The following is a 23,462-nucleotide window of genomic DNA, read 5'->3' on the forward strand; positions in this document are numbered from 1 at the left end:
ACCGCAGAAGAATCCACGCCATGCACCATGTCCAGTCTGTCTGAACCGGACAGCCGTGGGTCAAGCCCGGCCATGACGAGAGGTGAGAGCGGAGCAACAAACTAACAGGAGGCGACACAGGCCCAGGCGCGGCTACGGCGACGCGAGCGGCGCCGCCAACTCACACCTAACCCTGCTCCAGCCGGCGCATCACCTCGTCGAGCTGCTCGAGGCTGCGGTAGGTGATTTGCACCGTGCCGCCGGGGTCGCGGTGGCTGATCGACACCGAAAGACCGAGCGCGTCCCCGACCCGCTTCTCCAGCGCGATGGTGTCGGCGTCCTTCTTCTCCGCCGTCGCGCTGCCTCCAGCGCTGCGCGGCTTCTGCGGCTTGCGCTCCGGCACGCCCTCTTCATGCGCGAGCGCCTCGGTCTGCCGGACGTTCAATCCTTCCGCGATGATCTTCTTCGCCGCCGACATCGGATCCGGCAGGTTGATCAGCGCGCGCGCATGGCCGGCCGAGATCTGCCCGGTCGCGATGAAGCCCTGCACCTCGGCCGGCAGCTTGGTCAGCCGCATCATGTTGGCGACGTGGCTGCGGCTCTTGCCGACGATCTTGGCGATGTCTTCCTGGTTGCGTTTGAACTCGTTGGCGAGCGCGTGATAGCCCTGCGCCTCCTCCATCGGGTTGAGATCCTCACGCTGCACGTTCTCGATGATCGCGAGCTCCAGCGCATCGCTGTCGCTGACATCGACCGGAACGATCGGCACCTCGTGAAGGCCGGCGGCCTGCGAGGCGCGCCAGCGTCGCTCGCCGGCGATGATCTCGTAGCGGTCGTGCTGGCCCTTCACCGGACGCACCACGATCGGCTGGATCACGCCGTGCTGCTTGATCGAGGCCGAGAGCTCGGCGAGCTCGCCATCGGAAAACGTCTTGCGCGGGTTGCGCGGATTGGGCTTGAGAAACTCGATCGGCACCTTGCGCTGATTGCGCGGCCGCTCCGGCGGCGCGCCGGCCTCGCGGCCGACGTCACCGATCAGACTTGCAAGACCCCGGCCCAATCGCGATCGCGACTCGTCGGCCATCGCCTTCTCCTTTGGATTCACGTCACGCTCCGCTTGCGTCTGCTGCCGATCAGTCCCGCCGGCACAATGAACGAGGAAGCGGATCCGGACCGGATCCGCTGCCGTCCTCAAATGAGATCCGGGCGATGAGGTGCCCGGAGCAGAGGCAAGGTCAGTTCGTGCGCAGGTCACGCTCGCGCTGAATGACTTCGGTGGCGAGCTTCAGATAGGCCTCGCTGCCGACGCACTTCAAATCGTAGACCAGCACCGGCTTGCCGTAGGACGGTGCTTCCGAGATGCGCACGTTGCGCGGGATCATCGTGTTGTAGACCTTCGATCCCATGAACTGACGGACGTCGGCCACCACCTGGTTCGACAGGTTGTTGCGCGAATCGAACATCGTCAGCACGATGCCGTGGATCGACAGGTTCGGGTTCAGGGTCGAGCGCACCTGCTCCACGGTCTGCAGCAATTGCGACAGACCTTCGAGCGCGAAGAACTCGCACTGCAGCGGCACCAGGATCGCATCCGACGCCGCCATCGCATTGACCGTCAGCAGGTTCAGCGACGGCGGGCAATCGACCAGCACGTAGGTGTAGTCGTTCTCCGGCGAGACGTTGTTGTTGAGACCGGCGATCGCGTCGCGCAGACGGAAGGCGCGGTTGGCGCTGGAGCCGAGCTCGAGCTCCAGACCCGACAGGTCCATCGTCGAGGAGGCGATGTGCAGCCGTGGCACGGCCGTCGCAACGACGGCGTCGCGCAGCGAGGCCTCGCCGATCAGCACGTCATAGGTCGAGCAGTTGCGGCTGCCACGGTCGATGCCGAGCCCGGTCGAGGCATTGCCCTGCGGATCGAGGTCGACGATCAGCACGCGCTCGCCGATCGCGGCCAGCGCCGTGCCGAGATTGATCGCGGTCGTGGTCTTGCCAACCCCGCCCTTCTGGTTGGCGAGCGCCAGGATGCGCGGATGCCCCTCCGGGTGAGGAGCCCTATCTTCTTGATAAATCTGATCAATTACGGCCATGCGCGATCGCCATTGGTTGTCGTCTTGACGGAATTCAGCTCTGTCGCTCGATGCAATCGATTGCGACGATCCAGCCCTGCCCGCCCGTCCGGCTGGAATGAAGTTTCGGCTCAATTTTCCAATACTTAGTAGATTCGGTCAATTCCGCTTCTACATCTTGACCCTTGAGAAACAGCGCTTTCGCGCCTTTTTTCACCAGGGGCTCCGCAAAGCCGATGAGTTGGTGTAGCGGAGCCAGCGCGCGTGCGGTCACGCAATCGACTCGCCCACTCCACTTCTCCACGATATCCCCGATCTCTGACAAATGCACGATCCCCGGAGCGCCGGTGACGCGAATTGCTTCGCGCAGGAACGCCGCCTTCTTGGCGATGCGCTCAACCAGATGGACCTGGGCGCCGGGCCGCTCGGCCAGCGCGCAGGCGAGGACGACGCCCGGGAACCCGCCGCCGCTGCCGAGATCGACCCAGATCCGGGCGTCGGGCGCGAGATCGAGAAGCTGCAGCGAATCCGAAATGTGCCGGGTCCAGAGATGCGGCAAGGTCGAGGGCGCGACGAGATTCGTCTTGGCCTGCCACTCCAGCAGCAGGGAGACATAGCGATCGAGGCGCTGCTCCGTTTCACGTGAAACGGGCGTCAAGGCGAGCGCAGCCGCCTTGTCGGATTCGATCACCTTGGACGCCACTGCCTGTTTCACGTGAAACGCCCTTCAGCTCGCGGCCTTGCTGCGACGCGCTTCGCGGCGAAGATAGGCCGCGAGAATTCCGAGCGCCGCCGGCGTCATGCCGTCGATCCGGCCCGCCTGCCCGATCGTCCAGGGCCTGGCAGCCGCCAGCTTCGCCCGCGCCTCATTGGAAAGACCCGGAACGAGCGCATAGTCGATGTCGCCGAGCACCAATCCCTCGTCGCGCCGGAAGGCATCGACGTCGTCGCTCTGGCGGCGGACATAGACATCATATTTGGCATCGATCTCGAGATGCGCGGCGATGGCGGCATCGATCGCGCCGAGCTCCGGCCAGATCACCCTCACCTCGGAGAAGCCGATCTCCGGATAGGCCATCAGCTCGAAGGCCGAGCGGCGCTGGCCATCCTTGTTGAGCGTGAGGCCATGCTTAGCCGCCTCGTTGGGCGTGATCGTCAGCGACCTCGCCAGCGAACGGGCAGCCTCCAACGCATCCATCTTGCTTCGATGGAAACACGCACGCTCATTGCCGACACAGCCGAGTGCGATGCCCTTGTCGGTCAGCCGCTGGTCCGCATTGTCCGCCCGCAACGTCAGCCGATACTCGGCGCGCGAGGTGAACATCCGATACGGCTCGGTGATCCCTCGCGTGACCAGGTCATCGATCATCACCCCGAGATAACCGTCAGCGCGATCAAACACGACCGGCGCGCCGCCGCCTGCGGCCAGCGCCGCATTGAGGCCGGCGACCAGACCTTGAGCCGCGGCCTCCTCATAGCCGGTCGTGCCGTTGATCTGGCCGGCCAGGAATAGACCCTTCATCCGCCTGGTCTGCAGGGTCGGCTCGAGCTCACGCGGATCGACGTGGTCATACTCGATCGCATAGCCGGGCCGGATCATCCGGACCCGCTCGAGACCCGGGATGGTCGGCAGTAGCGCGAGCTGAACCTCCTCCGGCAGCGAGGTCGAGATGCCGTTCGGGTAGACCGTCGTGTCGTCGAGTCCTTCCGGCTCCAGGAAGATCTGGTGGCCGTCGCGATCACCGAAGCGAACGATCTTGTCCTCGACCGAGGGACAATAGCGCGGCCCGGTCGACTTGATCTGCCCGGAGTACATCGGCGAGCGATGGACATTGGCGCGGATCACCTCATGGGTCGCGGTCGTCGTCCGGGTGATGCCGCATTGGATCTGCGGGGTGGTGATCTTACCGGTCAGGACGGAGAACGGCTCCGGCGGATCGTCGCCGGGCTGCATCTCGACTGCTGTCCAGTCGATCGTCGATCCATCCAGACGCGGCGGGGTCCCGGTCTTGAGCCGGCCGAGACGAAATCCGATGGCTTCGAGGGACTGGGAGAGTCCCAGCGCCGGGGCTTCGCCGACCCGGCCCGCCGGCCAGGTCCGCTCACCGAGGTGAATCAGACCACGGAGAAACGTGCCGGTCGTGATGACCACAGCACCACAGACAAAGGTCCGGCCGTCGGCCAACCGCACGCCCGTGACCCGGCCGTCCGTGACGATCAGTTCGTCCGCCTCGCCTTCGATCACAGAGAGGTTCGCGGTCTCCCGGATCGCCGACTGCATTGCTGCGGCATAAAGCTTGCGATCGGCCTGGGCGCGCGGACCGCGAACGGCGGGTCCCTTCCGGCGGTTCAGAACCCGAAACTGGATGCCGCCGGCATCGGCGACGCGGCCCATCAAGCCGTCGAGAGCATCGACTTCGCGAACCAGATGACCTTTCCCCAATCCTCCGATGGCCGGATTGCAGGACATGGCCCCGATCGTCGCGAACTGATGGGTGATCAGTGCGGTCCGAACGCCCATGCGCGCCGCGCCCGCCGCAGCTTCGCAGCCGGCGTGGCCGCCACCGATGACGATGACGTCGTAGGATGTCAGATGCTGGAACATGGGGGCTTATCTAACGCTTGCAGACAACGCTCGGAAGACGTTTCACGTGAAACATTCGCCACGACAAAGGCGAGGACGTTTCACGTGAAACAGCCCCCTGAGATCGGAACTTGTTTCACGTGAAACGTCGCAAGAGTTCCGTCCCTGTTTCACGTGAAACAGTTGAGGGTCCATTAACCAAGCAACGCTCCATTAAGTATATCTGTCGCGCCGACCGTTGCCGTCGCTACTTGCCGATACAGAACTCGCGAAAGATCACGTCCAGCACATCCTCGATGTCAACCCGCCCCAAGAGGCGCCCGAGCGCGAGGGCAGCGATCCGCAGCTCCTCCGCGGCGAGCTCCTCCCCGAGATCTACGGCCGCAATGCTCTGGCGAAGTGCGGCCGCGGTCTCCTCGAGCAGGGTTCGTTGCCGTTCTCGCGTGATCAGGCCACTCTCGGTCGATCCAAAGAAGTCACCAGCGAAGCCGATCAGGGCCTCCAGCAGTTCGGACAAGCCTGCTCCGGTTCTCGCCGAGATCGCAAAAACCCGATCCGCGCTTTGCACCGACGCCGCAGCTCTCTCCTGGGGGGTCGGCAGGTCGATCTTGTTGCGGACCAGCCAGACAGGCACCCCGGTTCGACGCTCTGCCTCCGCCTGATCATCCTCGGACAGCCACAGCACGAGATCGGCCTGCGCCGCCCGATCGCGGGCCCGCCGCACGCCCTCCTGCTCCACGGGATCGTCCGTCTCCCGGATCCCCGCAGTATCGATCACCGTGACGGGATAGCCCTGGAGATCGAGCTGAACCTCGATGACGTCGCGCGTCGTGCCGGCATGGGGCGAGACGATCGCCACTTCACGCCGGGCCAGTTGGTTCATCAATGTCGACTTGCCGGCGTTCGGAGGTCCGGCGATCACGACCGTCAGGCCATCACGCAGCCGCTCCGCCCGGCCCTGCGCCGTCAGAACGGCCTCGATCTCCGCCAGAAGCTGTTCGATCCGGGACAGCGCCGGCGCCATCAGCTCAGCCGGAACGTCACCTTCATCGGCAAAGTCGATCCCGGCTTCGATCAGCGCCGCAGCTTCGATGATCTGCTCACGCCAGCTCCGCGCCTTATCGCCGAGCAGGCCCTTCAACTGCCGCAACGCCTGGCGCCGCTGGCGATCGGTGTCGGCGTGAATGAGATCGTCGAGCCCCTCGGCTTCGGTCAGATCGATCTTGCCATTCTCGAACGCGCGCCGCGTGAACTCGCCCGGCTCCGCAGGGCGCATCTGCGGCATCGTCGAGAGGAGCGAGAACACCGCCGCGATGACGGCCCGGCTGCCATGGACGTGCAACTCGGCGACATCCTCTCCGGTGGCGCTTGCGGGTCCGGGAAACCACAGCACCACCGCATCGTCGATCGCTTCGCCGCTGCTATCGCGCAACAAGGCGCGTGTTGCAGTCCTCGGCTCCGGTAATCTTCCCGCCAGCAGCCGAAGGGCAGATCCCGCATGTGAGCCAGAGAGTCTGACAATCGCAATCGCGCTCGGCAGCCGTCCCGAGGACAATGCAAAGATGGTCTGATCGTGAGGATGCATCGTCCTCAGTTGGGCTTGCCGGCAGCGAAACACAATCGGTTTGCAGCGGCATGCTTTACGCCGGATGCCGCCGACGAGCGGTGGCGCCCGCGCCTGATCCAGTCCCGCAAACAAAAAGGGCGCTCCGAAGAGCGCCCTTTCCAGATCGAGACCGTGGTCCAATCAGGTGTTCATGGATTCGAAGAACTCGGCATTGCTCTTGGTGCTGCGGAGCTTGTCGAGCAGGAAGTCGATTGCGTCCATGGTACCCATCGGATTGAGAATGCGGCGGAGGACGTACATCTTCTTGAGGTTCTGCGGCTCGGTGATGAGCTCTTCCTTGCGGGTGCCGGACCGGGCGATGTCGATCGCCGGGAAGGTCCGCTTGTCCGCGACCTTGCGGTCGAGGATGAGCTCGGAGTTGCCCGTGCCCTTGAACTCTTCGAAGATGACCTCGTCCATGCGGCTGCCGGTATCGACCAGCGCGGTCGCGATGATCGTCAGCGAGCCGCCTTCCTCGATGTTGCGCGCGGCGCCGAAGAAGCGTTTCGGCCGCTGCAGCGCGTTGGCATCGACACCGCCGGTCAGCACCTTGCCGGATGACGGCACGACAGTGTTGTAGGCGCGGCCGAGGCGGGTGATCGAGTCCAGGAGGATGACGACGTCGCGGCCGTGTTCGACCAGGCGCTTGGCCTTCTCGATCACCATCTCCGCGACCTGGACGTGACGGGCCGCCGGCTCGTCGAAGGTCGAGGAGACGACCTCGCCCTTCACCGAGCGCTGCATGTCCGTGACTTCCTCGGGGCGCTCGTCGATCAGCAGCACGATCAAGTAGCACTCGGGATGATTGGCCGTGATCGAGTGCGCGATGTTCTGCATCAGCACGGTCTTGCCGGTGCGCGGCGGCGCGACGATCAGCGCGCGCTGGCCCTTGCCGATCGGCGCGACGATATCGATGACACGCGGCGACAGATCCTTGCGGGTCGGATCCTCGAGCTCGAGCCGGAAGCGCTCGTCCGGAAACAGCGGCGTGAGGTTGTCGAAATTGACCTTGTGCTTGGACTTCTCGGGATCTTCGAAGTTCAGCGTGTTGACCTTGAGGAGCGCGAAATAGCGCTCGCCCTCCTTCGGGCTGCGGATGTGGCCCTCGATCGTATCACCGGTGCGCAAGCCGAAGCGGCGGATCTGCGACGGCGAGACATAGATGTCATCGGGGCCGGGCAGGTAGTTGGCGTCGGGCGAGCGGAGGAAGCCGAAGCCGTCGGACAGAACCTCGACGACGCCCTCGCCGATGATGTCGATCTCCTGGATGGCGAGCTGCTTGAGGATGGCGAACATCAGCTCCTGCTTGCGCATCGTGCTGGCGTTCTCGACCCCGTTTTCCTCCGCGAAGGAGACGAGCTCGGCCGGCGTCTTTGACTTAAGGTCCTGTAGTTTGATTTCCCGCATTGGGGTGGTCCTGTGGAAGCGACTTGGGAGGGGGATGCGAGGTGGCTGTGGGAAGGCGGACGAAAATGAGGTCCGCAGGTCTGAGCAAGGTTGGCGCCAATGAGGCACCAGACCTGATGCGGCGGCCGGTCAAGCCGGAACGCAACCACATCCGCCTGCGTGGGGTGGGATATCGACAATATAGAAAATCGCGCCGTTGTCCGCAAGGCGTCTGCGGCGGAGCGGTATTCCCTGGGAGACGGTCAGAACGGCTTGACGATCACGAGAATCACGATGCCCATCATCAACACCGTCGGTACCTCGTTGATATAGCGGTAGAATTTCTGGCTGCGCGTGTTCTTGTCGGCGCCGAATTCCCTGACCCAGCGGGTAAACAGGCCGTGGACGCCGGACATGATCAGCACCAGCAGGAATTTGGCGTGGAACCAACCGCTGGTATACCAGTGTCCGGCCCAGACCAGATAAAGCCCGGCCAGCCAAGTCACGGTGATGGCGGGATTGATGATCGCCTTGAGCAGGCGCCGTTCCATGACCTTGAACGTCTCGGACTGCTTCGATCCGATCTCGGCGTCGCAATGATAGACGAACAACCGTGGCAGATAGAGCATGCCGGCCATCCAGGCGATGACGGCGATGACGTGCAGGGCCTTGATCCACTCATACATCGGAAACGCGCGATCCTCTCAGCCAGCGATCAGCTTGCGTGCCGAGACATATCCGCTCGCTCAGTCCCCTCCAAACCAAATAATTTTAGAATCTTAAGGTTTGAGTCTAGGTAGCGGTGGATTGGACTCATGCAATGTCATCCGCAGTCTGCCCGCAGCTTGTTCACATCCCTCAACATGCGCGCTGCGCCCACCGGATCGCCCCAGAGTTCAATGCGATTCAAACGCTTGCCGAAATCCTTCGACAGCTTATCCAGAGACAAACGAGCGTCGTCCCGATATCATCGGCCTGCGGCTTGGCGTTGTCCCGGGACGGCGACCATGTGCAGAAGAATCGGGGTTATCCAAAGGGCGCCGTCGGCGGCTGCTTTTTGGTCCCATCCTTCACAGGGATTCACAGATCGTTAAGGATTTGATGCCCACCACCGGCAACTACTTTCACCTGCATCTTGTTTCCGACTCGACGGGCGAAACCCTGATCACGGTCGCGCGAGCAGTCGCCGCGCAATACACCAATGTGACCCCGGTCGAGCACGTGTACCCGCTGGTGCGGAGCCAGAAGCAGCTCGACCGCGTGCTCGACGAGATCGAGGAAGCGCCGGGCATCGTGCTGTTCACCCTCCTCGAGAAGGACCTGGTCAGCCGGCTCGAAGGTAAGTGCCAGCAGATCAACATTCCGAGCCTGTCGATCATCGGTCCGGTGATGCAGCTGTTCGAGGCCTATCTCGGCGCGTCGACCGCCGGCCGCGTCGGTGCGCAGCACGTGCTCAATGCCGAATATTTCGCCCGCATCGATGCGCTGAACTACACGATGCTCCACGATGACGGGCAGATGGTCGACGGCCTCGAAGACGCCGAGGTGGTGCTGGTGGGCGTCAGCCGGACCTCGAAGACTCCGACCTCGATCTATCTCGCCAACCGCGGCGTGCGCACAGCCAACGTGCCGCTGGTCCCGGGCATTCCGATCCCGCACCAGCTCGAGACATTGAAGAAGCCGCTGGTCGTCAGCCTGCATGCGACCCCGGAGCGGCTGATCCAGGTGCGGCAGAATCGCCTGCTCAGCATGGGTGCGGAATCCGGCAATGAGAACTATGTCGACAAGCAGTCGGTGACGGACGAGGTCGCCTATGCGCGCAAGCTCAGTGCGAAGTTCAACTGGGTCATGCTCGACGTGACGCGGCGCTCGATCGAGGAGACGGCCGCCGCGATCCTGAAACTTTATACCGACCGGCAGCGGCAGCGGCTTCCGGACTAGTGAGCGGATCAATGTCTATCTGGTGCAGTGACGAGCCTCTCATTCTGGCATCGCAGAGCCGCGCGCGGCGGATGCTGCTCGCGAACGCAGGACTCGCGTGCGAGGCGCTTCCGGCCGATATCGACGAGCGCGCGGTCCAGGCCGAAGCCGGCCTGGTCGCGCCCTACGAGATTGCGTTACACCTTGCCAATGCGAAGGCCGCTGCGGTCTCGGCAAGCAGGCCCAATTCCTATGTGGTCGGCGCGGATCAAACGCTCGCATTGGGTGAGCGTATGTTCAACAAGCCGGCCGGCCGCCAGCATGCCATGCAGCAATTGTCGGCGCTGGGCGGCCGCACCCATGCGCTGCACTCGGCCATCGCGGTGGTCCGCAACGGCGAGGTGCTGTTCTCGCACGTCGCCGTCGCCTGGATGACGATGCGAGCCCTCTCTGAGGCCGAGATCGCCGCCTATCTCGATGCCGCCGGCGACGCCGTCACATCCAGCGTCGGCGCCTATCAATTGGAGGGGCTCGGGGTGCACCTGTTCGACCGGATCGACGGCGATCACTTCACCATCCTCGGCCTGCCGTTGTTGCCGCTGCTCGCCTATTTTCGCGAAGCGAAGCTGCTCGGGATCTGATGCCGACCGCAGCCGCGTGCAAGGGGAGTGACCGCGGATGAGAGTGCTGGGTCTGACCGGCTCGATGGGCATGGGCAAGTCGACGACCGCAAAGCTGTTCGCCGAAGCCGGCGTCCCGGTCTACGACGCCGACGCGACCGTTCATAAGGTCTATGAAGCCGAAGCCGCGCCGGCGATCGAAGCCGAATTTCCCGGGACAACGGTGGACGGCAAGGTGGATCGGGCCAGGCTCTCGGCCAAGGTCGTCGGCGATCCCGCCGCAATCCGCCGGCTCGAAGCGATCGTGCACCCGATGCTGCGCTCCTATCATCAGAAGTTTCTCGATGACGCCGAGCAGTCCGGCGTGCCCGTTGCCGTTGTTGATGTCCCCTTGCTGTTCGAGACCGGCGGCGACAAGCGCGTCGATGCCGTGGTGGTGGTGTCGACCTCGCCCGAGATCCAGCGTCAGCGCATCCTGGCGCGCGGCACGATGACGGACGAAGCGCTCGATGCGCTGCTCGCACGGCAGATGCCGGATGCCGAGAAGCGCAAGCGCGCCGATTTCGTCGTGGATACCTCGCACGGGCTCGATCCGGTGCGGGCACGCATCCGCGACATCCTGGCGGAGGTCGTTAGAATGCCGCAGCGCCGGGGCTGATTCGCAAATCCGGCCGCGCGGAATTTCGACGGATCAAGTCAGACGGATCAAATCAGATGCGTGAGATCGTTCTCGACACCGAAACCACCGGCCTCGACGCCCTGCGCGGCGACCGCCTCGTCGAGATCGGCTGTGTCGAAATCATCAACCGCATGCCCACCGGCCAAGTCTACCATCGCTACATCAATCCCGAACGCGACATGCCGGCGGAAGCGTTCGCGGTTCACGGCCTGTCGAGCGAGTTCCTGGCCGACAAGCCGCTGTTTCACGAGGTCGTCGAGGAGTTCCTGGAGTTCATCGGCGATGCCCCGCTGGTGATCCACAACGCCTCGTTCGATATCGGCTTCATCAATGCCGAGCTCGACCGGGTCAAGCGCGCGGCCATTCCCAGGGATCGTCTGGTCGATACGCTGCTGCTCGCACGTCGCAAGCATCCTGGCGTGTCGAACCGCCTCGACGACCTCTGCTCGCGCTATGCGATCGACAACTCACGCCGGACCAAGCACGGCGCGTTGCTCGACGCCGAGCTGCTGGCGGAGGTTTATGTCGATCTGGTCGGGGCGCGGCAGTCGCAGCTGATCCTGACCCAGGACAGCCAGGAGATCCGCATCGGGTCCGCCGGCGAGACGCCGCGCCGTCAGCGAGAGCAGCCGCTGTCGCCGCGGGTCACGGAGGCGGAGCGAGAGGCACATCGCGCCTTCATCGCTACCCTCGGCGACAAGCCGATCTGGATGGAGTTTCTCGCCGGCACGTGATCCGCCCGATCGGCGGCGGATCACGCCCTGCAAACATCAAATTTTTAAAGAGCGAAACGATCAGCTCGACAGCACTTGGCCGCCCTGGGCCGCGGCCTGGCGCTCCATGTTCTGGCGGTACAGGCCGACGAAATCGACCGGGTCCAGCATCAGGGGCGGGAAGCCGCCGTCGCGCACCGAGTTGGCGACGATCTCGCGGGCGAACGGGAACAGCAGGCGCGGGCATTCGATCAGCAGCATCGGCGACAGGTTCTCGCGCGGGATGTTGACCAGCCGGAACACGCCGCCATAGACCAGCTCGAAGCTGAACATCACCTGGCTGCCGCTCTCGGCCTTGCCCTCGATTGTCAGCGTCACCTCGTACTCGGTGTCATTCAGCGCATTGGCGCCGACATTGATCTGGATGTTGATCTGCGGCGGCTGGCCCTGCGGCGCCAGGGACTGCGGAGCGTTCGGATTCTCGAACGAGAGATCCTTGATGTATTGCGCCAGCACGTTCAGTTGAGGAGGAGGAGCCGCGTCGGGAGTGGCGCCGTTACCGTTGGTCATCGCAGTGTTCTCCAGGCAAAAAGGGCGGGTCGTTGCGGCGCGTGGCTACCATAGGGCCGGCTTGTTCCACAAGGACGAGCCACCGACGCCGTCAAGGGCCGAAGCAACCGCTCGATCCGGCCAGTATGCCTCTATTTGTCGCATCGGCCGTCGGAGGGAACCGGAGACGGGCCTCCCCTGTTCCAATCCGGGGCCGATCGGATTTCCCCTTGAGGGGGAAAAGGGTTAGGATCGGCGCGCCACAATGCGCCATTGGCCGGGCCCAATTCGATGACTACATCCGGGTCGACCAGGGATTCCCGGGTCTTAACCTGGATCCTGTAGAACGGGTGCCCGGTGGCCGGGCTCCGCGTTCGGCTCGACAAGTCAGAAAGCGAACACGACGTGGACATTTATACCATCATCTTCCTGGCGCTGGCGGTCTTCATCTTCATCCGCCTGCGCGCCGTGCTCGGGCAGCGCACCGGGAGCGAGCGGACGCCGTTCGATCATGCCGCCCGAAACGCGGTCCAAGGCGCGCCGGACAACCACGTCATGCCGGTTCCCAACAAGCCCATCGACCCCTCGGCTGCGGTCCCCGGCGGCGAGATGCCGGCGCCGGGTGATCGCTGGCGTGGTCTGGCCGAGCCGGGCACGCCGCTCGCCCGTGGCCTCGATGCGATCGTCGCCGACGACTCCTCGTTCGATCCGCGCCATTTCCTGACCGGCGCGCGCAGCGCCTACGAGATGATCGTGCTGGCGTTTGCCAATGGCGATCGCCGCGCGTTGCGCGATCTGTTGTCGTCCGAGGTCTATGAGAGTTTCGACGCCGTCATCAAGGAGCGTGAGAAGCAGGAGCAGAAGACCGAAACCCGCTTCGTCTCCATCGATACCGCCGAACTGGTCGGCGCCGAGCTGCGCGACCGCACCGCGCAGGTCACGGTGCGCTTCGTCTCGCAGATGATCTCGGTGACACGCGACAAGGGCGGCAACATCGTCGACGGCAATCCGGACAAGGTCGCCGACATCACCGACATCTGGACTTTCGCCCGCGACACCGGCTCGCGCGATCCGAACTGGAAGCTGGTCGGAACCGGCAGCCATTGATGGAATAGGCTGCCGCCGCTGGCGTTACATTGGGAGATCGCCTGCTCCCGTTGTCGACCGGCTGCGTGAGGCGCGTGAAGAGGCGCATCCTCGATTTTTGACACGGATCTTTTCAGCATCCCGTTTTCTCTGAATTTCGCGTTGAGTGGTACTTTGATGGTGCAAGCATGGTTCGCGAAATTTGGAAGCGGGGTTTTACCGCCCGCCGCCTGACCTACTGGACGCCGGCGCTCGCCCTGAGCGTCGCTGCCGTGGCGCTCGCCCCCTATGCAGCCGAGGCGGTTCGCGCGCGCCATCGGGCGGCGACGCCGCCGGTGCGCCACCTGCCCTACCCGCAGCTCGACTGGCCGCTCGAGATCAGCAACAGCCAGTACCTGCCGATGGGTTGGACCGACGTGCCCGGCTGGAACGACGACGACCAGCTCGCGGCCTATCGGACGTTCCGCGCCAGCTGCAAGCCGATCGCCGCGAAGACGGATGCAGCGCCGGATGGCAGGGTGGATGGCAAGGCGCTGGGTGATTCCCTGCGCGACCCCTGTCGCGACGCTCGGGCCACCGATCTCGCCGACAATGCTGCGGCAAGGGCTTTTTTCGAACGGCACTTCGAGCCGCTGAGGATCTCCAAGCTCGGTGATGCCGATGGTTTCGTCACCGGCTACTACGAGCCCGTCATCGAGGGCTCGCGGACCCAGAATGAGGTCTACAACGTTCCAGTCTATCGCCGGCCCTCCAATTTGTTTGTCCGTGGTTTCAAGCAGGATGCGACGAGTCTGCCCAACAAGGGCCCCGTCTATCGCAAGATCGGACGGCGCAAGCTGGTCCCCTACTACGACCGCGCCGAGATCGAGGACGGTGCCATCGAGGGGCGCGGCCTGGAGATCGCATGGCTCAGGAACCAGACCGACCTGCTGTTTGCCCAGATCCAGGGATCGGCGCGCATCAGTCTCGACGACGGCTCGACCATTCGCATCAACTACGATGCCTATAATGGCCTTCCCTACACACCGGTCGGCCGCATCCTGATCGAGCGCGGCATCATTCCACGCGAGCAGATGTCGATGCAGCGCATCCGCGACTGGATGGAGCAGAATCCGGAAGGTGCCAACGAGCTGCGGCGGATGAACCGCTCCTACATCTTCTTCCGCGAGGTGCAGCTGTCGGAGAAGGACGAGGCGGTCGGCGCGCAGGGCATTCCGCTGACCCCGGGCCGCTCGATCGCGGTCGACAAGTCGCTGCACGTCTATGGCACGCCGTTCTTCATCACCGGCGAGCTGCCGATCGAATCCGAGAAGTCGAAGACGGCGTTCCACCGGCTGATGATCGCGCAGGATACGGGCTCGGCGATCGTCGGACCTGCGCGCGCCGATCTCTATTTCGGCGCCGGCCAGGACGCCGGCAAGGTTTCCGGCCGTCTCAAGCACAGCATCCAGTTCGTGATGCTGGTGCCGAAGAGCCTCGATCCGGTTGCGCGTGGCCGCAAGATGCCGCTGCCGGATGCACGGCCGTCGGAGAAGATCGCAAAACTGTTTCCGCAGGTGCTGCCGAAGGAGGCAGCCAAGGATCAGGTCAAGGATCAGGGGCAGGCCAACCAGGCCAACAAAGCCGCCGCCTCTCCGGTCAACGATGCGAAAGCCTCTGCTCCCGCCGCGAGCGCAAGCCCGGCGACCACGGTGGCGCAGAACGTCGTGGCACCACAGCCCGTGCCCCTGCCCGAGGCTCGCCCCCGTATCGAAAGTGATCGCAATATCCGCCGATTGCGTTATGGCAGGCGCCACCGCAACCGCCGATGACAAGCCGTCTCCATGTCTGAAGATCCCGAGCCGCCCCGCGGCCGTCGCAAGCGTGGCCTCTCCGAGGACGAGCGTACGCTGTGGGAGACGGTGGCGCGCCAGGTCAAGCCGCTGCGCAAGACACCGCGTCCGGTGCGGCCGCATCCGCCGATGGTGACGGCCGAGCCGCAGCCGGACAAGCCGATGATGACGCCGCGGCCGGTCGCGCCGGTGGTCGTGCCGAAGCCGGCCCGGCCGGCCATCCCGCCGCTGGTCTCGCTCGGCCGCAAGGAGCGCTCGAAACTGTCGCGCGGCCGCAGCGAGATCGATGCGCGGCTCGATCTGCACGGCATGACCCAGAGCCGGGCGCACCAGGCGCTGCACCATTTCCTGCATCGCGCCCAGCATGACGGTCTCACCTTCGTGCTCGTCATCACCGGCAAGGGTACGATCGGTGCGGATCCCGAACGCGGCGTGCTCCGGCGCCAGGTGCCGCATTGGCTGAGCCTGCCGGAATTCCGCTCGCTGATTGTCGGCTTCGAGGAGGCTCACGTGGGACATGGCGGTGCCGGCGCGCTCTATGTCCGGATAAGGCGCGCCCGGGGCTGAGCCTCAGAACGGCCGGATGATGCCGACGCGCGGGATGGCGGTGACGATCCAGCCCAGGATCGTGGTCGTGCGGTCGCCGGCGTCGATGAGGGCCACAGGCTTTGTGGTGGGCAGCGTCTTCACCGCGTGCAGCATCAGCACCATGCAGACCACCCAGCTCGAGATCCAGCGCGAATAGTCGAACACCATCGCGAACATCACGAGGTAAGCGAGAGTGATGACAACCAGCGCGGCGATGACGATCTGGCGATGGCGCTGCTCTTCCAGCGCGCCAATCAGGTCCCTGAAAGTGCGCCAGAGCGGCGCGTGAAGCCAGAGCAGCAGCGCATAGACGGGCAAGCCGAGCAGGTTCGACGGCAGTCTTGCCCAGGTGTCCTGCACCTCCTTCGTCAGTGGCTGGTACCACACGTAAGCGAACTGCAAGAGCTCGGTGCGTGTCGGATCGGCCATGCGGGTCTGCAGATATGCTGTGAAGTCCGCTTCCGGCAGCGGCATCGTGCCGAGGAACTGCGCCGTCAGGAACAGCGCGCCGAGGCCGATCAGCGCGGCTACGCCGACGGCGATGTCGAGCGCTGAGACGATTCGCGGCAGGTAGTAGCGCAGCACGACGATGGCGGCGATGGTGGGCACGTACATCAGCAGATGGATGTGATGGATCAGCACCAGCACCGCCGAGGTCAGCGCAGCGAGCAGGACGTAGCCGAGCGAGCCCGCCGGCACCAGCATCAGGATGATGGCACTAAGACAGCCATAGACGTCGAAGTGCCCGAGCGTGAACAGGAAGTTCTTGAACACGAACGGCGAGCCAGCGGTGAAGACGAACAGCGGGAGCTGTGCGCTGTTCAATCCGAATGTTCGGCGGAATAGCTGGACGAACAATCCGAACGTGATCAGCCAGACGAGGCCTGCCAACGCGAACACCAGCCACACCGGCACCTTCGTCGTGAACAACCCGACGATGGCCCCGATCAGCGCGCGCTTGATGAAGCCGTGGTGATAGTCGACAAGCAGGTGGATGTAGGGAATGTAGGGCGGCAGCGTGAGCTTGTGCAGGAACACGCCGAGCATGACCGCGGCGTTGACGGCGAGCATCGTGCGCCAGTGCCGGCTGTAGGCGGCCGTCATGCGATGTCCGAGCGGTGAGAGATGGAGGCAAGCTCGCCGCCACACCCACCGCTGTCGTCCCGGCCTTGAGCCGGGACCCGTAACCACCGCTGTACGTGATGAGGCAGGGCTGGAGCCGCCATCTTGAGTGACAATCAGCTTCGGTGGTTATGGGTCCCCGCCTTCGCGGGGACGACAGCGGAGGGTGACGCTACGCCTGTGCGAAAGAGCGCAGAGGCTGAAGGGCGACGCCTCTTACAAAATGAACCGGCTGAGATCCGTGTTCTTGGCGAGGTCGCCGATGTGTTGCTGCACATAGGCGGCGTCGACACGCATCGTCTCGCCGCCGCGGTCGGAGGCGTTGAAGGAGATCTCGTCCAGCACGCGTTCCATCACCGTCTGCAGCCGGCGCGCGCCGATGTTCTCGACCGTCGAATTCACCGCAACCGCGATGTCGGCGAGCGCGTCGATCGCATCGTCGGTGATGTCGAGCGTCACGCCCTCGGTCTGCATCAGCGCGACATATTGCTTGATCAGCGATGCCTCCGGCTCGGTCAGGATGCGGCGCATGTCGTCGCGCGTCAGCGCCTGCAGCTCGACCCGGATCGGCAATCGTCCCTGCAGCTCCGGCAAGAGGTCCGAGGGCTTGGCGATGTGGAACGCGCCCGAGGCAATGAACAGGACGTGATCGGTCTTGACCGCGCCATGCTTGGTCGAGACCGTCGTGCCCTCGATCAGCGGCAGCAGGTCACGCTGCACGCCCTCGCGCGAGACGTCGCCGCCGGCGCGGTTCTCGCGCACGCAGATCTTGTCGATCTCGTCGAGGAACACGATGCCGTTGTTCTCGACCACGCCGATCGCCTCCTGCACCAGCTGGTCGCTGTCGAGCAGCTTGTCGGATTCCTCCGCGATCAGGATGTCGTGCGAGGCCTCGACCGTCACGCGCCGCGTCTTGGTTCGGCCGCCGAGCTTGCCGAAGATGTCGCCGATCGAGATCGCACCCATCTGCGCGCCCGGCATGCCGGGGATTTCGAACATCGGCATGCCGCCGCCCGAGGACTGCGTCTCGATTTCGATTTCCTTGTCGTTCAGCTCGCCGGCGCGCAGCTTGCGGCGGAACGAGTCACGCGTCGCAGCACTCGCATTGGCGCCAACCAGCGCATCCAGCACGCGCTCCTCGGCGGCGAGCTGGGCGCGGGCGGCGACATCCTTGCGCTTGCGCTCGCGCACCTGGACGATCGCGACCTCGACGAGGTCGCGGATGATCTGCTCGACGTCGCGGCCGACATAGCCGACCTCGGTGAACTTGGTCGCCTCGACCTTGAGGAACGGCGCGCCCGCGAGCTTGGCCAGCCGCCGCGCGATCTCGGTCTTGCCGACGCCGGTCGGGCCGATCATCAGGATGTTCTTCGGCAGCACCTCCTCGCGCAGGCCGGCATCGAGCTGCAGCCGGCGCCAGCGGTTGCGCAGGGCGATGGAGACGGCGCGCTTGGCGTCGGCCTGGCCGACGATGTAGCGGTCGAGTTCGGAGACGATTTCGCGGGGGGAAAAGTCGGTCATGGGCTCTAGCTAGGGTCGGACGGGGATGAGGGCAAGCCGGATTTCCGTCGTCACAGGAGCGGCGGCCCGGCCTGCCACTGCCGGATCGCCTCGGTTGGATAGATCAGCATCAGGATGTTCAGGGTCAGGTTGTCACGGATGTGCAGGCCGACCCCGATCTCGAACGCGATTGCGATCACGACGGTCAGCCAGACCGGCAGCACCCGCGCCAGCAGGAAGCCGGTCATCATCGCCAAGGTGTCGCCGACGGAGTTCACGATGCTGTCGCCGAAATAGTCCAGCGAGATCGTGGCGGCGCGATAGCGCTCGATGATGAAGCTGGAGTTCTCGACCAGCTCCCAGGCGCCCTCGATCAGCATCGCGATGATCAGCCGCCCCTGCCACGGCAGAAACGGCAGAACCAGCGCGGTCAGCGCATAGAACAGGAAGCCGTGAATGACATGGGAGAACGTGTACCAGTCGGTGAGATGCTGGGAGTTCTCCGAGCTCTGCACCACGCCGTGCCACAGCTTGACGGTGCCGCAGGCGCAGATCGGCAGCCGGCCCATCGCGAACAACAGTGCGGCCTGCAGCGCCAGCAGACCGAGCGCCAGGATGAGCCAGGGTCCGGACCAAGGCCGGGACGGGGCGCCGATCTCGTCCGCGGTCATCGTCTACTCGGCCGACAGCGCTTCGATGGTGATGTTGCGGTTGGTGTAGACGCAGATGTCGGCGGCGATGTCGAGCGAGCGGCGCACGATGCTCTCGGCGTCCTTGTCGGTGTCGATCAGCGCCCGCGCGGCCGCCAGCGCATAGTTGCCGCCGGAGCCGATCGCCATCACGCCGGCCTCCGGTTCCAGGACGTCGCCCGTCCCGGTCAGCACCAGCGAGACCTCCTTGTCGGCCACGATCATCATCGCCTCCAGCCGCCGCAGGTAGCGGTCGGTGCGCCAGTCCTTGGCGAGCTCGACCGCGGCCCGGGTCAGCTGCCCCGGATATTGCTCCAGCTTGCTCTCCAGCCGCTCGAACAGGGTGAACGCGTCGGCCGTGGCGCCGGCGAAGCCGCCGATGACGTCGCCCTTGCCGAGCTTGCGCACCTTGCGGGCGTTGGACTTGATCACGGTCTGGCCGATCGAGACCTGGCCGTCGCCGCCGATCACCACCCTGCCCCCCTTGCGGACGGTCAGGATCGTGGTGCCGTGCCAGACGGTGGGCTCGTTCGAAGATGCGTGCATTGGGGATCCCTGGTTGATGCCCTGATTTAGGGGCTGAGGCGTCGGGATACAATTACCGGGCCCCTGCCCTGCCCTGTCAGGCCTTGAAATCCGCTCACCATGGCCCGAGATCAGGCGTCCGGGGCGTCATCCCGCAGTAGCTAAGGTGTCATCCGCCTGATAAAAGGGCCGCGTTTTCAAGGGAAAGCTGACCCCATGCGTAGCGCGACCATCAAGCGCAAGACCAAAGAGACCGAGATCGAGGTGTCCGTGAACCTCGACGGCACCGGCGTGGTTGATATCGCGACCGGGATCGGCTTCTTCGATCACATGCTGGATCTGCTTGCCCGGCATTCCCGCATCGACATGACCGTCAAGGCGGTCGGCGACCTGCATATCGATTTCCACCACACCACCGAGGATGTCGGCATTGCCCTCGGCCAGGCCGTGCGTCAGGCGCTCGGCGACATGGCCGGCATCACCCGCTACGCCTCGATCCACATGCCGATGGACGAGACGCTGACGCGCGTCGTGATCGACGTGTCCGGCCGGCCGATGCTGGTGTTCCGCACGACCTTCGCGCGCGACAAGATCGGCGAGTTCGACACCGAGCTGGTGCGCGAGTGGTTCAACGCCTTTGCCATGAACGCCGGCATCACCTTGCATGTCGAGACGCTGTACGGCGAGAACGCCCATCATATCGCCGAATCCTGCTTTAAGGGTCTGGCCCGGGCGCTGCGAACCGCGCTCGCGATCGACCCGCGCAACAAGGGCGAAGTGCCATCCACCAAGGGTCAGCTCGGCGGCTGACCTCCCTCCTCCCAAGGGAATTTCGACATGCCCGTTTATACGGTTCACGCTCCCCTCGCCGCCGGAGCCGATCTGCGCTCGACCGATCGCTTCGTCTTCATCCGCGACGGCTTCCATTTCTGGGCCGCCGTGCTCGGCGCCGTCTGGCTGGCCTGGCATCGCCTCTGGCTTGCGATGCTGGTCTGGGCCCTGCTGATGATCGCGCTCGACGTCGTCCTGGTACGCGTCGGCGTCAGCGGCGCCGCGATTGCCGGAATCGATCTGTTGCTTGCGATCCTGCTCGGGCTCGAAGCCTCGAGCCTGAAGCGCTGGAGCTATTCGCGCGGCAATTGGCGCCAGCTCGACCTCGTCGTGGCCGACGATCTCGATGCCGCCGAGCGCCGCTTCTTCGAGCGCTGGGCCGCCCGGCGCAGCGATCTCGGCTACAGCAACTACACCGTCGATCGCGGCGCACCGCCGCCCTCGCGTGACAATGGCAATGGGCAGCACCCGCCGCCGCTGCCGCATGCCAGCATCATTGGCTTGTTCCCAGAACCCGGAGGTGGACGATGAGTGTCGCGATCATCGATTACGGCTCCGGCAATCTGCATTCCGCCGCCAAGGCGTTCGAGCGCGCCGCGCGCGGCATGGAGGATCCGCAGAAGGTCGTGGTGACGCGCGATCCGGACACGGTGTATCGCGCCGACCGCATCGTGCTGCCCGGCGTCGGCGCCTTCGCCGACTGCCGCCGCGGACTCGACTCCGTCGATGGCATGCTGGAGGCGATGACCGAGGCCGTGCGCCACAAGGCGCGGCCGTTCTTCGGCATCTGCGTCGGCATGCAGCTGATGGCGACGCGCGGCAAGGAGCACGTCACCACCGACGGCTTCGACTGGATCTCCGGCGACGTCGAGAAGATCACGCCTCGCGACGAGAGCCTGAAGATCCCGCATATGGGATGGAACACGCTCGATGTGCTGCAAGAGCATCCGGTGCTGGAGCGGCTGCCGCTCGGGCCGAAGGGCCTGCACGCCTACTTCGTGCACTCCTATCACTTGAATGCCGTCAACGAGAACGACGTGCTGGCGCGCGCGGACTACGGCGGTCCGGTCACCGCGATCGTCGGCAAGGACACCGCGATCGGCACGCAATTCCATCCCGAGAAGAGCCAGCGTTTCGGTCTCGCCCTCATTTCCAACTTCCTGAAGTGGAAGCCGTGAGCGCAGCGCGCCTGTCCGTCCAGGAGGCGGGCAGGGCGCTTGCCTGAAAGACAGCTCAGATGATTTTGTTTCCTGCCATCGATCTGAAGAACGGCCAATGCGTGCGCCTGGAGCAGGGTGACATGGCGCGCGCCACCGTGTTCAATCTCGATCCCGCTGCGCAAGCCAAGAGCTTCGCCGACCAGGGTTTCGACTATCTCCACGTCGTCGATCTCGACGGCGCCTTCGCCGGCAAGCCGATGAATGCGCACGCCGTGGAAGCGATGTTGAAAGTCGTCAACATGCCGGTGCAGCTCGGCGGCGGCATCCGCGATCTCAAGACGGTGGAGGCCTGGCTCAGCAAAGGCATCACCCGTGTCATCATCGGCACCGCGGCGGTGCGCGATCCCGAGCTGGTGAAGACCGCAGCCAAGGCCTTCCCCGGCCGCGTCGCCGTCGGACTCGATGCCCGCGACGGCAAGGTCGCCGTCGAAGGCTGGGCCGAGACCTCCGAGGTCACGGCGCTCGACATCGCCAGGCGTTTCGAGGACGCCGGCGTCGCCGCGATCATCTTCACCGACATCGCGCGCGACGGCCTGCTCAAGGGCCTCAATCTCGAGGCCACGATCGCGCTCGGTGACGCCATCTCGATCCCCGTGATTGCCTCCGGCGGCCTGGCCTCGATCGAGGACGTCAAGGCGATGCTGACACCACGGGCGAAAAAGCTCGAAGGCGCCATCGCTGGCCGCGCGCTCTATGACGGCCGCCTCGATCCCGCGGAAGCCCTGGCGCTGATCCGCGCGGCGCGTGCGTAGGAGGAAACAGGATGTTCAAGGTCCGTGTCATTCCCTGTCTCGACGTCAAGGACGGACGGGTCGTCAAGGGCGTCAACTTCGTCAATCTGCGCGACGCCGGCGATCCGGTGGAGGCGGCGATCGCCTATGACGCCGCCGGCGCCGACGAGCTCTGCTTCCTCGACATCACCGCCACCCATGAGAACCGCGGCATCATGCTGGACGTCGTCCGGCGCACGGCGGAGGCCTGCTTCATGCCGGTCACGGTCGGCGGCGGCGTGCGCACCATCGACGACATCAAGACCCTGCTGCGTTCCGGCGCCGACAAGGTCTCGATCAATTCGGCCGCGGTGAGCAGGCGCGAATTCGTCAAGGAGGCGGCCGAGAAGTTCGGCGAGCAGTGCATCGTGGTCGCGATCGACGCCAAGTCCGTGTCGCGGCCTGGCGGCGGAAGCCGCTGGGAGATCTTCACCCATGGCGGCCGCAAATCGACCGGCATCGATGCGCTGGAATATGCCCAGGAGGTGGTATCGCTGGGGGCAGGGGAGATCCTGCTGACCTCGATGGACCGCGACGGCACCCGCCAGGGCTTCGACCTGCCGCTGACCCGGGCGGTCGCCGACAGCGTCCCGGTGCCGGTGATCGCCTCCGGCGGTGTCGGCAACCTCGATCATCTGGTGGACGGCATCCGCGAGGGCCGCGCGACCGCGGTGCTGGCCGCGTCGATCTTCCATTTCGGGGAATTTACCATCCGGCAGGCCAAGGAGCACATGGTGCGCCAGGGCCTGCCGATGCGGCTCGATCCCTGACGACATTGCGTCGCAAAAATGTTAGATGAACGCTGGTCCGGCCGCCGTGGTCGGGCAGGCGTTCCGAGTACCGGCTGATGTCCCGCTTCACGCTTCACGATCTCGCTGCCATCATCGACGCGCGCGCCGCGGCGGGCGGCGAGGCGTCCTATACGCGCAAGCTGCTCGACAAGGGGCCGCCGCAATGCGCCAAGAAGATGGGCGAGGAGGCGGTCGAGACCGTCATTGCCGCTGTTGGCACCGACCGCGAGCATCTGATCTCCGAAAGCGCCGATCTGCTGTTTCATCTGTTGGTGTTGTTGAAGTCGCGTGACGTCCGGCTCGAGGAGGTCGAGGCGGCGCTCGGCAAGCGCACCGGTCAATCGGGACTGGAAGAAAAGGCGTCGCGCAAGACGGAGTAGGGCGCGACGGCGGGGAAACGAAGGGC

At 64.8% G+C, this 23,462-nt stretch carries 25 protein-coding genes; 13 read left to right on the top strand and 12 right to left on the bottom strand.

Going from position 1 to position 23,462, the window contains the following annotated elements; genetic code table 11:
• Nucleotides 1-166: 166 nt before the first annotated feature.
• The 7 genes from ACQR2C_RS16060 to hemJ form a co-directional block, all read right to left on the bottom strand.
• Complete coding sequence (locus tag ACQR2C_RS16060; RefSeq protein WP_315800886.1) at nucleotides 167-1,063, bottom strand: ParB/RepB/Spo0J family partition protein; 897 nt, start codon at nucleotides 1,061-1,063, stop codon at nucleotides 167-169.
• Nucleotides 1,064-1,214: 151 nt separating this feature from the next.
• Nucleotides 1,215-2,066 (bottom strand): ParA family protein, encoded by an 852-nt coding sequence (locus tag ACQR2C_RS16065; RefSeq protein ID WP_315800885.1) that lies wholly within the window; start codon nucleotides 2,064-2,066, stop codon nucleotides 1,215-1,217.
• Between the two features lie 34 nt (nucleotides 2,067-2,100).
• On the bottom strand, nucleotides 2,101-2,760 hold the full coding sequence (rsmG, locus tag ACQR2C_RS16070) for a 16S rRNA (guanine(527)-N(7))-methyltransferase RsmG (protein WP_316215423.1): 660 nt from the start codon (nucleotides 2,758-2,760) through the stop codon (nucleotides 2,101-2,103).
• A gap of 12 nt (nucleotides 2,761-2,772) precedes the next feature.
• Nucleotides 2,773-4,650, bottom strand: coding sequence for a tRNA uridine-5-carboxymethylaminomethyl(34) synthesis enzyme MnmG (mnmG, locus tag ACQR2C_RS16075; RefSeq protein ID WP_434881598.1), 1,878 nt, complete (start codon nucleotides 4,648-4,650; stop codon nucleotides 2,773-2,775).
• 226 nt (nucleotides 4,651-4,876) lie between these two features.
• Entirely contained in the window at nucleotides 4,877-6,214 is a 1,338-nt protein-coding gene (gene mnmE / locus ACQR2C_RS16080; RefSeq protein ID WP_434881689.1) for a tRNA uridine-5-carboxymethylaminomethyl(34) synthesis GTPase MnmE, read from the bottom strand.
• Nucleotides 6,215-6,376: 162 nt separating this feature from the next.
• Nucleotides 6,377-7,642, bottom strand: a complete 1,266-nt coding sequence (rho, locus tag ACQR2C_RS16085; protein ID WP_315740414.1) for a transcription termination factor Rho — start codon at nucleotides 7,640-7,642, stop codon at nucleotides 6,377-6,379.
• A 242-nt stretch (nucleotides 7,643-7,884) separates the two neighbouring features.
• Complete coding sequence (gene hemJ / locus ACQR2C_RS16090; protein WP_434881599.1) at nucleotides 7,885-8,307, bottom strand: protoporphyrinogen oxidase HemJ; 423 nt, start codon at nucleotides 8,305-8,307, stop codon at nucleotides 7,885-7,887.
• Between the two features lie 415 nt (nucleotides 8,308-8,722).
• Here hemJ and ACQR2C_RS16095 point away from each other — a divergent pair, with 415 nt between their 5' ends.
• The 4 genes from ACQR2C_RS16095 to dnaQ are packed head-to-tail and all read left to right on the top strand — an operon-like array spanning nucleotide 8,723 to nucleotide 11,574.
• Complete coding sequence (locus tag ACQR2C_RS16095; protein ID WP_315740416.1) at nucleotides 8,723-9,562, top strand: pyruvate, water dikinase regulatory protein; 840 nt, start codon at nucleotides 8,723-8,725, stop codon at nucleotides 9,560-9,562.
• 11 nt (nucleotides 9,563-9,573) lie between these two features.
• A complete protein-coding gene (locus ACQR2C_RS16100; protein WP_434881600.1) occupies nucleotides 9,574-10,182 on the top strand; it encodes a Maf family protein in 609 nt (202 codons plus the stop codon).
• Between the two features lie 37 nt (nucleotides 10,183-10,219).
• The gene (gene coaE / locus ACQR2C_RS16105; protein WP_316183032.1) at nucleotides 10,220-10,819 is read left to right on the top strand and encodes a dephospho-CoA kinase; all 600 of its coding nucleotides are present in this window, start codon (nucleotides 10,220-10,222) and stop codon (nucleotides 10,817-10,819) included.
• A gap of 56 nt (nucleotides 10,820-10,875) precedes the next feature.
• On the top strand, nucleotides 10,876-11,574 hold the full coding sequence (dnaQ, locus tag ACQR2C_RS16110; protein WP_315800878.1) for a DNA polymerase III subunit epsilon: 699 nt from the start codon (nucleotides 10,876-10,878) through the stop codon (nucleotides 11,572-11,574).
• A gap of 60 nt (nucleotides 11,575-11,634) precedes the next feature.
• Here dnaQ and secB read toward each other — a convergent pair whose 3' ends face one another.
• Nucleotides 11,635-12,123 carry a protein-export chaperone SecB gene (secB, locus tag ACQR2C_RS16115; RefSeq protein ID WP_315800877.1) on the bottom strand — a complete coding sequence of 163 codons (489 nt, stop codon included), beginning with the start codon at nucleotides 12,121-12,123 and terminating at the stop codon, nucleotides 11,635-11,637.
• Nucleotides 12,124-12,507: 384 nt separating this feature from the next.
• On the opposite strand from secB, the gene ACQR2C_RS16120 reads away from it, so the two are divergent.
• From ACQR2C_RS16120 to ACQR2C_RS16130, 3 genes are all read left to right on the top strand, one after another.
• Nucleotides 12,508-13,209, top strand: a complete 702-nt coding sequence (locus tag ACQR2C_RS16120) for a Tim44/TimA family putative adaptor protein (RefSeq protein WP_315716796.1) — start codon at nucleotides 12,508-12,510, stop codon at nucleotides 13,207-13,209.
• A 167-nt stretch (nucleotides 13,210-13,376) separates the two neighbouring features.
• Complete coding sequence (gene mltA, locus ACQR2C_RS16125; RefSeq protein ID WP_434881601.1) at nucleotides 13,377-14,999, top strand: murein transglycosylase A; 1,623 nt, start codon at nucleotides 13,377-13,379, stop codon at nucleotides 14,997-14,999.
• Nucleotides 15,000-15,011: 12 nt separating this feature from the next.
• The gene (locus ACQR2C_RS16130; protein ID WP_316183034.1) at nucleotides 15,012-15,587 is read left to right on the top strand and encodes a Smr/MutS family protein; all 576 of its coding nucleotides are present in this window, start codon (nucleotides 15,012-15,014) and stop codon (nucleotides 15,585-15,587) included.
• A gap of 3 nt (nucleotides 15,588-15,590) precedes the next feature.
• On the opposite strand, the gene ACQR2C_RS16135 is transcribed toward ACQR2C_RS16130, so the two are convergent.
• From ACQR2C_RS16135 to hslV, 4 genes are all read right to left on the bottom strand, one after another.
• Nucleotides 15,591-16,712 (bottom strand): hypothetical protein, encoded by a 1,122-nt coding sequence (locus ACQR2C_RS16135; RefSeq protein ID WP_434881602.1) that lies wholly within the window; start codon nucleotides 16,710-16,712, stop codon nucleotides 15,591-15,593.
• A gap of 234 nt (nucleotides 16,713-16,946) precedes the next feature.
• Complete coding sequence (hslU, locus tag ACQR2C_RS16140) at nucleotides 16,947-18,251, bottom strand: ATP-dependent protease ATPase subunit HslU (RefSeq protein WP_315800872.1); 1,305 nt, start codon at nucleotides 18,249-18,251, stop codon at nucleotides 16,947-16,949.
• A 50-nt stretch (nucleotides 18,252-18,301) separates the two neighbouring features.
• Nucleotides 18,302-18,901 (bottom strand): DUF2585 domain-containing protein, encoded by a 600-nt coding sequence (locus ACQR2C_RS16145; protein ID WP_434874698.1) that lies wholly within the window; start codon nucleotides 18,899-18,901, stop codon nucleotides 18,302-18,304.
• A 3-nt stretch (nucleotides 18,902-18,904) separates the two neighbouring features.
• The gene (hslV, locus tag ACQR2C_RS16150) at nucleotides 18,905-19,465 is read right to left on the bottom strand and encodes an ATP-dependent protease subunit HslV (protein WP_315750519.1); all 561 of its coding nucleotides are present in this window, start codon (nucleotides 19,463-19,465) and stop codon (nucleotides 18,905-18,907) included.
• 195 nt (nucleotides 19,466-19,660) lie between these two features.
• Here hslV and hisB point away from each other — a divergent pair, with 195 nt between their 5' ends.
• The 6 genes from hisB to ACQR2C_RS16180 all read left to right on the top strand — a co-directional run bounded on the left by hisB (nucleotide 19,661) and on the right by ACQR2C_RS16180 (nucleotide 23,436).
• On the top strand, nucleotides 19,661-20,254 hold the full coding sequence (hisB, locus tag ACQR2C_RS16155; RefSeq protein ID WP_316183038.1) for an imidazoleglycerol-phosphate dehydratase HisB: 594 nt from the start codon (nucleotides 19,661-19,663) through the stop codon (nucleotides 20,252-20,254).
• A 27-nt stretch (nucleotides 20,255-20,281) separates the two neighbouring features.
• Complete coding sequence (locus ACQR2C_RS16160) at nucleotides 20,282-20,806, top strand: DUF2628 domain-containing protein (protein WP_316183039.1); 525 nt, start codon at nucleotides 20,282-20,284, stop codon at nucleotides 20,804-20,806.
• Nucleotides 20,803-21,453, top strand: a complete 651-nt coding sequence (gene hisH, locus ACQR2C_RS16165) for an imidazole glycerol phosphate synthase subunit HisH (RefSeq protein WP_434881603.1) — start codon at nucleotides 20,803-20,805, stop codon at nucleotides 21,451-21,453. The genes ACQR2C_RS16160 and hisH overlap by 4 nt, the downstream gene beginning before the upstream one ends.
• Nucleotides 21,454-21,512: 59 nt before the next feature.
• Nucleotides 21,513-22,247, top strand: a complete 735-nt coding sequence (gene hisA / locus ACQR2C_RS16170) for a 1-(5-phosphoribosyl)-5-[(5-phosphoribosylamino)methylideneamino]imidazole-4-carboxamide isomerase (protein ID WP_316238602.1) — start codon at nucleotides 21,513-21,515, stop codon at nucleotides 22,245-22,247.
• Nucleotides 22,248-22,258: 11 nt separating this feature from the next.
• On the top strand, nucleotides 22,259-23,035 hold the full coding sequence (gene hisF / locus ACQR2C_RS16175; protein WP_316183041.1) for an imidazole glycerol phosphate synthase subunit HisF: 777 nt from the start codon (nucleotides 22,259-22,261) through the stop codon (nucleotides 23,033-23,035).
• Between the two features lie 77 nt (nucleotides 23,036-23,112).
• Entirely contained in the window at nucleotides 23,113-23,436 is a 324-nt protein-coding gene (locus tag ACQR2C_RS16180; RefSeq protein WP_316183042.1) for a phosphoribosyl-ATP diphosphatase, read from the top strand.
• Nucleotides 23,437-23,462 lie beyond the last annotated feature (26 nt).

The organism is Bradyrhizobium sp. HKCCYLRH3061, assembly GCF_051168015.1.
Taxonomy (GTDB): domain Bacteria; phylum Pseudomonadota; class Alphaproteobacteria; order Rhizobiales; family Xanthobacteraceae; genus Bradyrhizobium.

What these genes read in the sequence shown, in the direction of transcription:
- ACQR2C_RS16095 (WP_315740416.1), top strand. Translation starts at nt 8,723, where the DNA reads ATGCCCACCACCGGCAACTACTTTCACCTGCATCTTGTTTCCGACTCG.
- coaE (WP_316183032.1), top strand. Translation starts at nt 10,220, where the DNA reads ATGAGAGTGCTGGGTCTGACCGGCTCGATGGGCATGGGCAAGTCGACG.
- mnmE (WP_434881689.1), bottom strand. Translation starts at nt 6,214, where the DNA reads ATGCATCCTCACGATCAGACCATCTTTGCATTGTCCTCGGGACGGCTG.
- ACQR2C_RS16160 (WP_316183039.1), top strand. Translation starts at nt 20,282, where the DNA reads ATGCCCGTTTATACGGTTCACGCTCCCCTCGCCGCCGGAGCCGATCTG.
- hisH (WP_434881603.1), top strand. Translation starts at nt 20,803, where the DNA reads ATGAGTGTCGCGATCATCGATTACGGCTCCGGCAATCTGCATTCCGCC.
- secB (WP_315800877.1), bottom strand. Translation starts at nt 12,123, where the DNA reads ATGACCAACGGTAACGGCGCCACTCCCGACGCGGCTCCTCCTCCTCAA.
- ACQR2C_RS16100 (WP_434881600.1), top strand. Translation starts at nt 9,574, where the DNA reads ATGTCTATCTGGTGCAGTGACGAGCCTCTCATTCTGGCATCGCAGAGC.
- hisF (WP_316183041.1), top strand. Translation starts at nt 22,259, where the DNA reads ATGTTCAAGGTCCGTGTCATTCCCTGTCTCGACGTCAAGGACGGACGG.
- hisA (WP_316238602.1), top strand. Translation starts at nt 21,513, where the DNA reads ATGATTTTGTTTCCTGCCATCGATCTGAAGAACGGCCAATGCGTGCGC.
- hemJ (WP_434881599.1), bottom strand. Translation starts at nt 8,307, where the DNA reads ATGTATGAGTGGATCAAGGCCCTGCACGTCATCGCCGTCATCGCCTGG.
- hslV (WP_315750519.1), bottom strand. Translation starts at nt 19,465, where the DNA reads ATGCACGCATCTTCGAACGAGCCCACCGTCTGGCACGGCACCACGATC.
- hisB (WP_316183038.1), top strand. Translation starts at nt 19,661, where the DNA reads ATGCGTAGCGCGACCATCAAGCGCAAGACCAAAGAGACCGAGATCGAG.
- dnaQ (WP_315800878.1), top strand. Translation starts at nt 10,876, where the DNA reads ATGCGTGAGATCGTTCTCGACACCGAAACCACCGGCCTCGACGCCCTG.
- rho (WP_315740414.1), bottom strand. Translation starts at nt 7,642, where the DNA reads ATGCGGGAAATCAAACTACAGGACCTTAAGTCAAAGACGCCGGCCGAG.
- mnmG (WP_434881598.1), bottom strand. Translation starts at nt 4,650, where the DNA reads ATGTTCCAGCATCTGACATCCTACGACGTCATCGTCATCGGTGGCGGC.
- ACQR2C_RS16180 (WP_316183042.1), top strand. Translation starts at nt 23,113, where the DNA reads ATGTCCCGCTTCACGCTTCACGATCTCGCTGCCATCATCGACGCGCGC.
- ACQR2C_RS16060 (WP_315800886.1), bottom strand. Translation starts at nt 1,063, where the DNA reads ATGGCCGACGAGTCGCGATCGCGATTGGGCCGGGGTCTTGCAAGTCTG.
- hslU (WP_315800872.1), bottom strand. Translation starts at nt 18,251, where the DNA reads ATGACCGACTTTTCCCCCCGCGAAATCGTCTCCGAACTCGACCGCTAC.
- ACQR2C_RS16130 (WP_316183034.1), top strand. Translation starts at nt 15,012, where the DNA reads ATGTCTGAAGATCCCGAGCCGCCCCGCGGCCGTCGCAAGCGTGGCCTC.
- ACQR2C_RS16065 (WP_315800885.1), bottom strand. Translation starts at nt 2,066, where the DNA reads ATGGCCGTAATTGATCAGATTTATCAAGAAGATAGGGCTCCTCACCCG.
- ACQR2C_RS16145 (WP_434874698.1), bottom strand. Translation starts at nt 18,901, where the DNA reads ATGACCGCGGACGAGATCGGCGCCCCGTCCCGGCCTTGGTCCGGACCC.
- mltA (WP_434881601.1), top strand. Translation starts at nt 13,377, where the DNA reads ATGGTTCGCGAAATTTGGAAGCGGGGTTTTACCGCCCGCCGCCTGACC.
- ACQR2C_RS16135 (WP_434881602.1), bottom strand. Translation starts at nt 16,712, where the DNA reads ATGACGGCCGCCTACAGCCGGCACTGGCGCACGATGCTCGCCGTCAAC.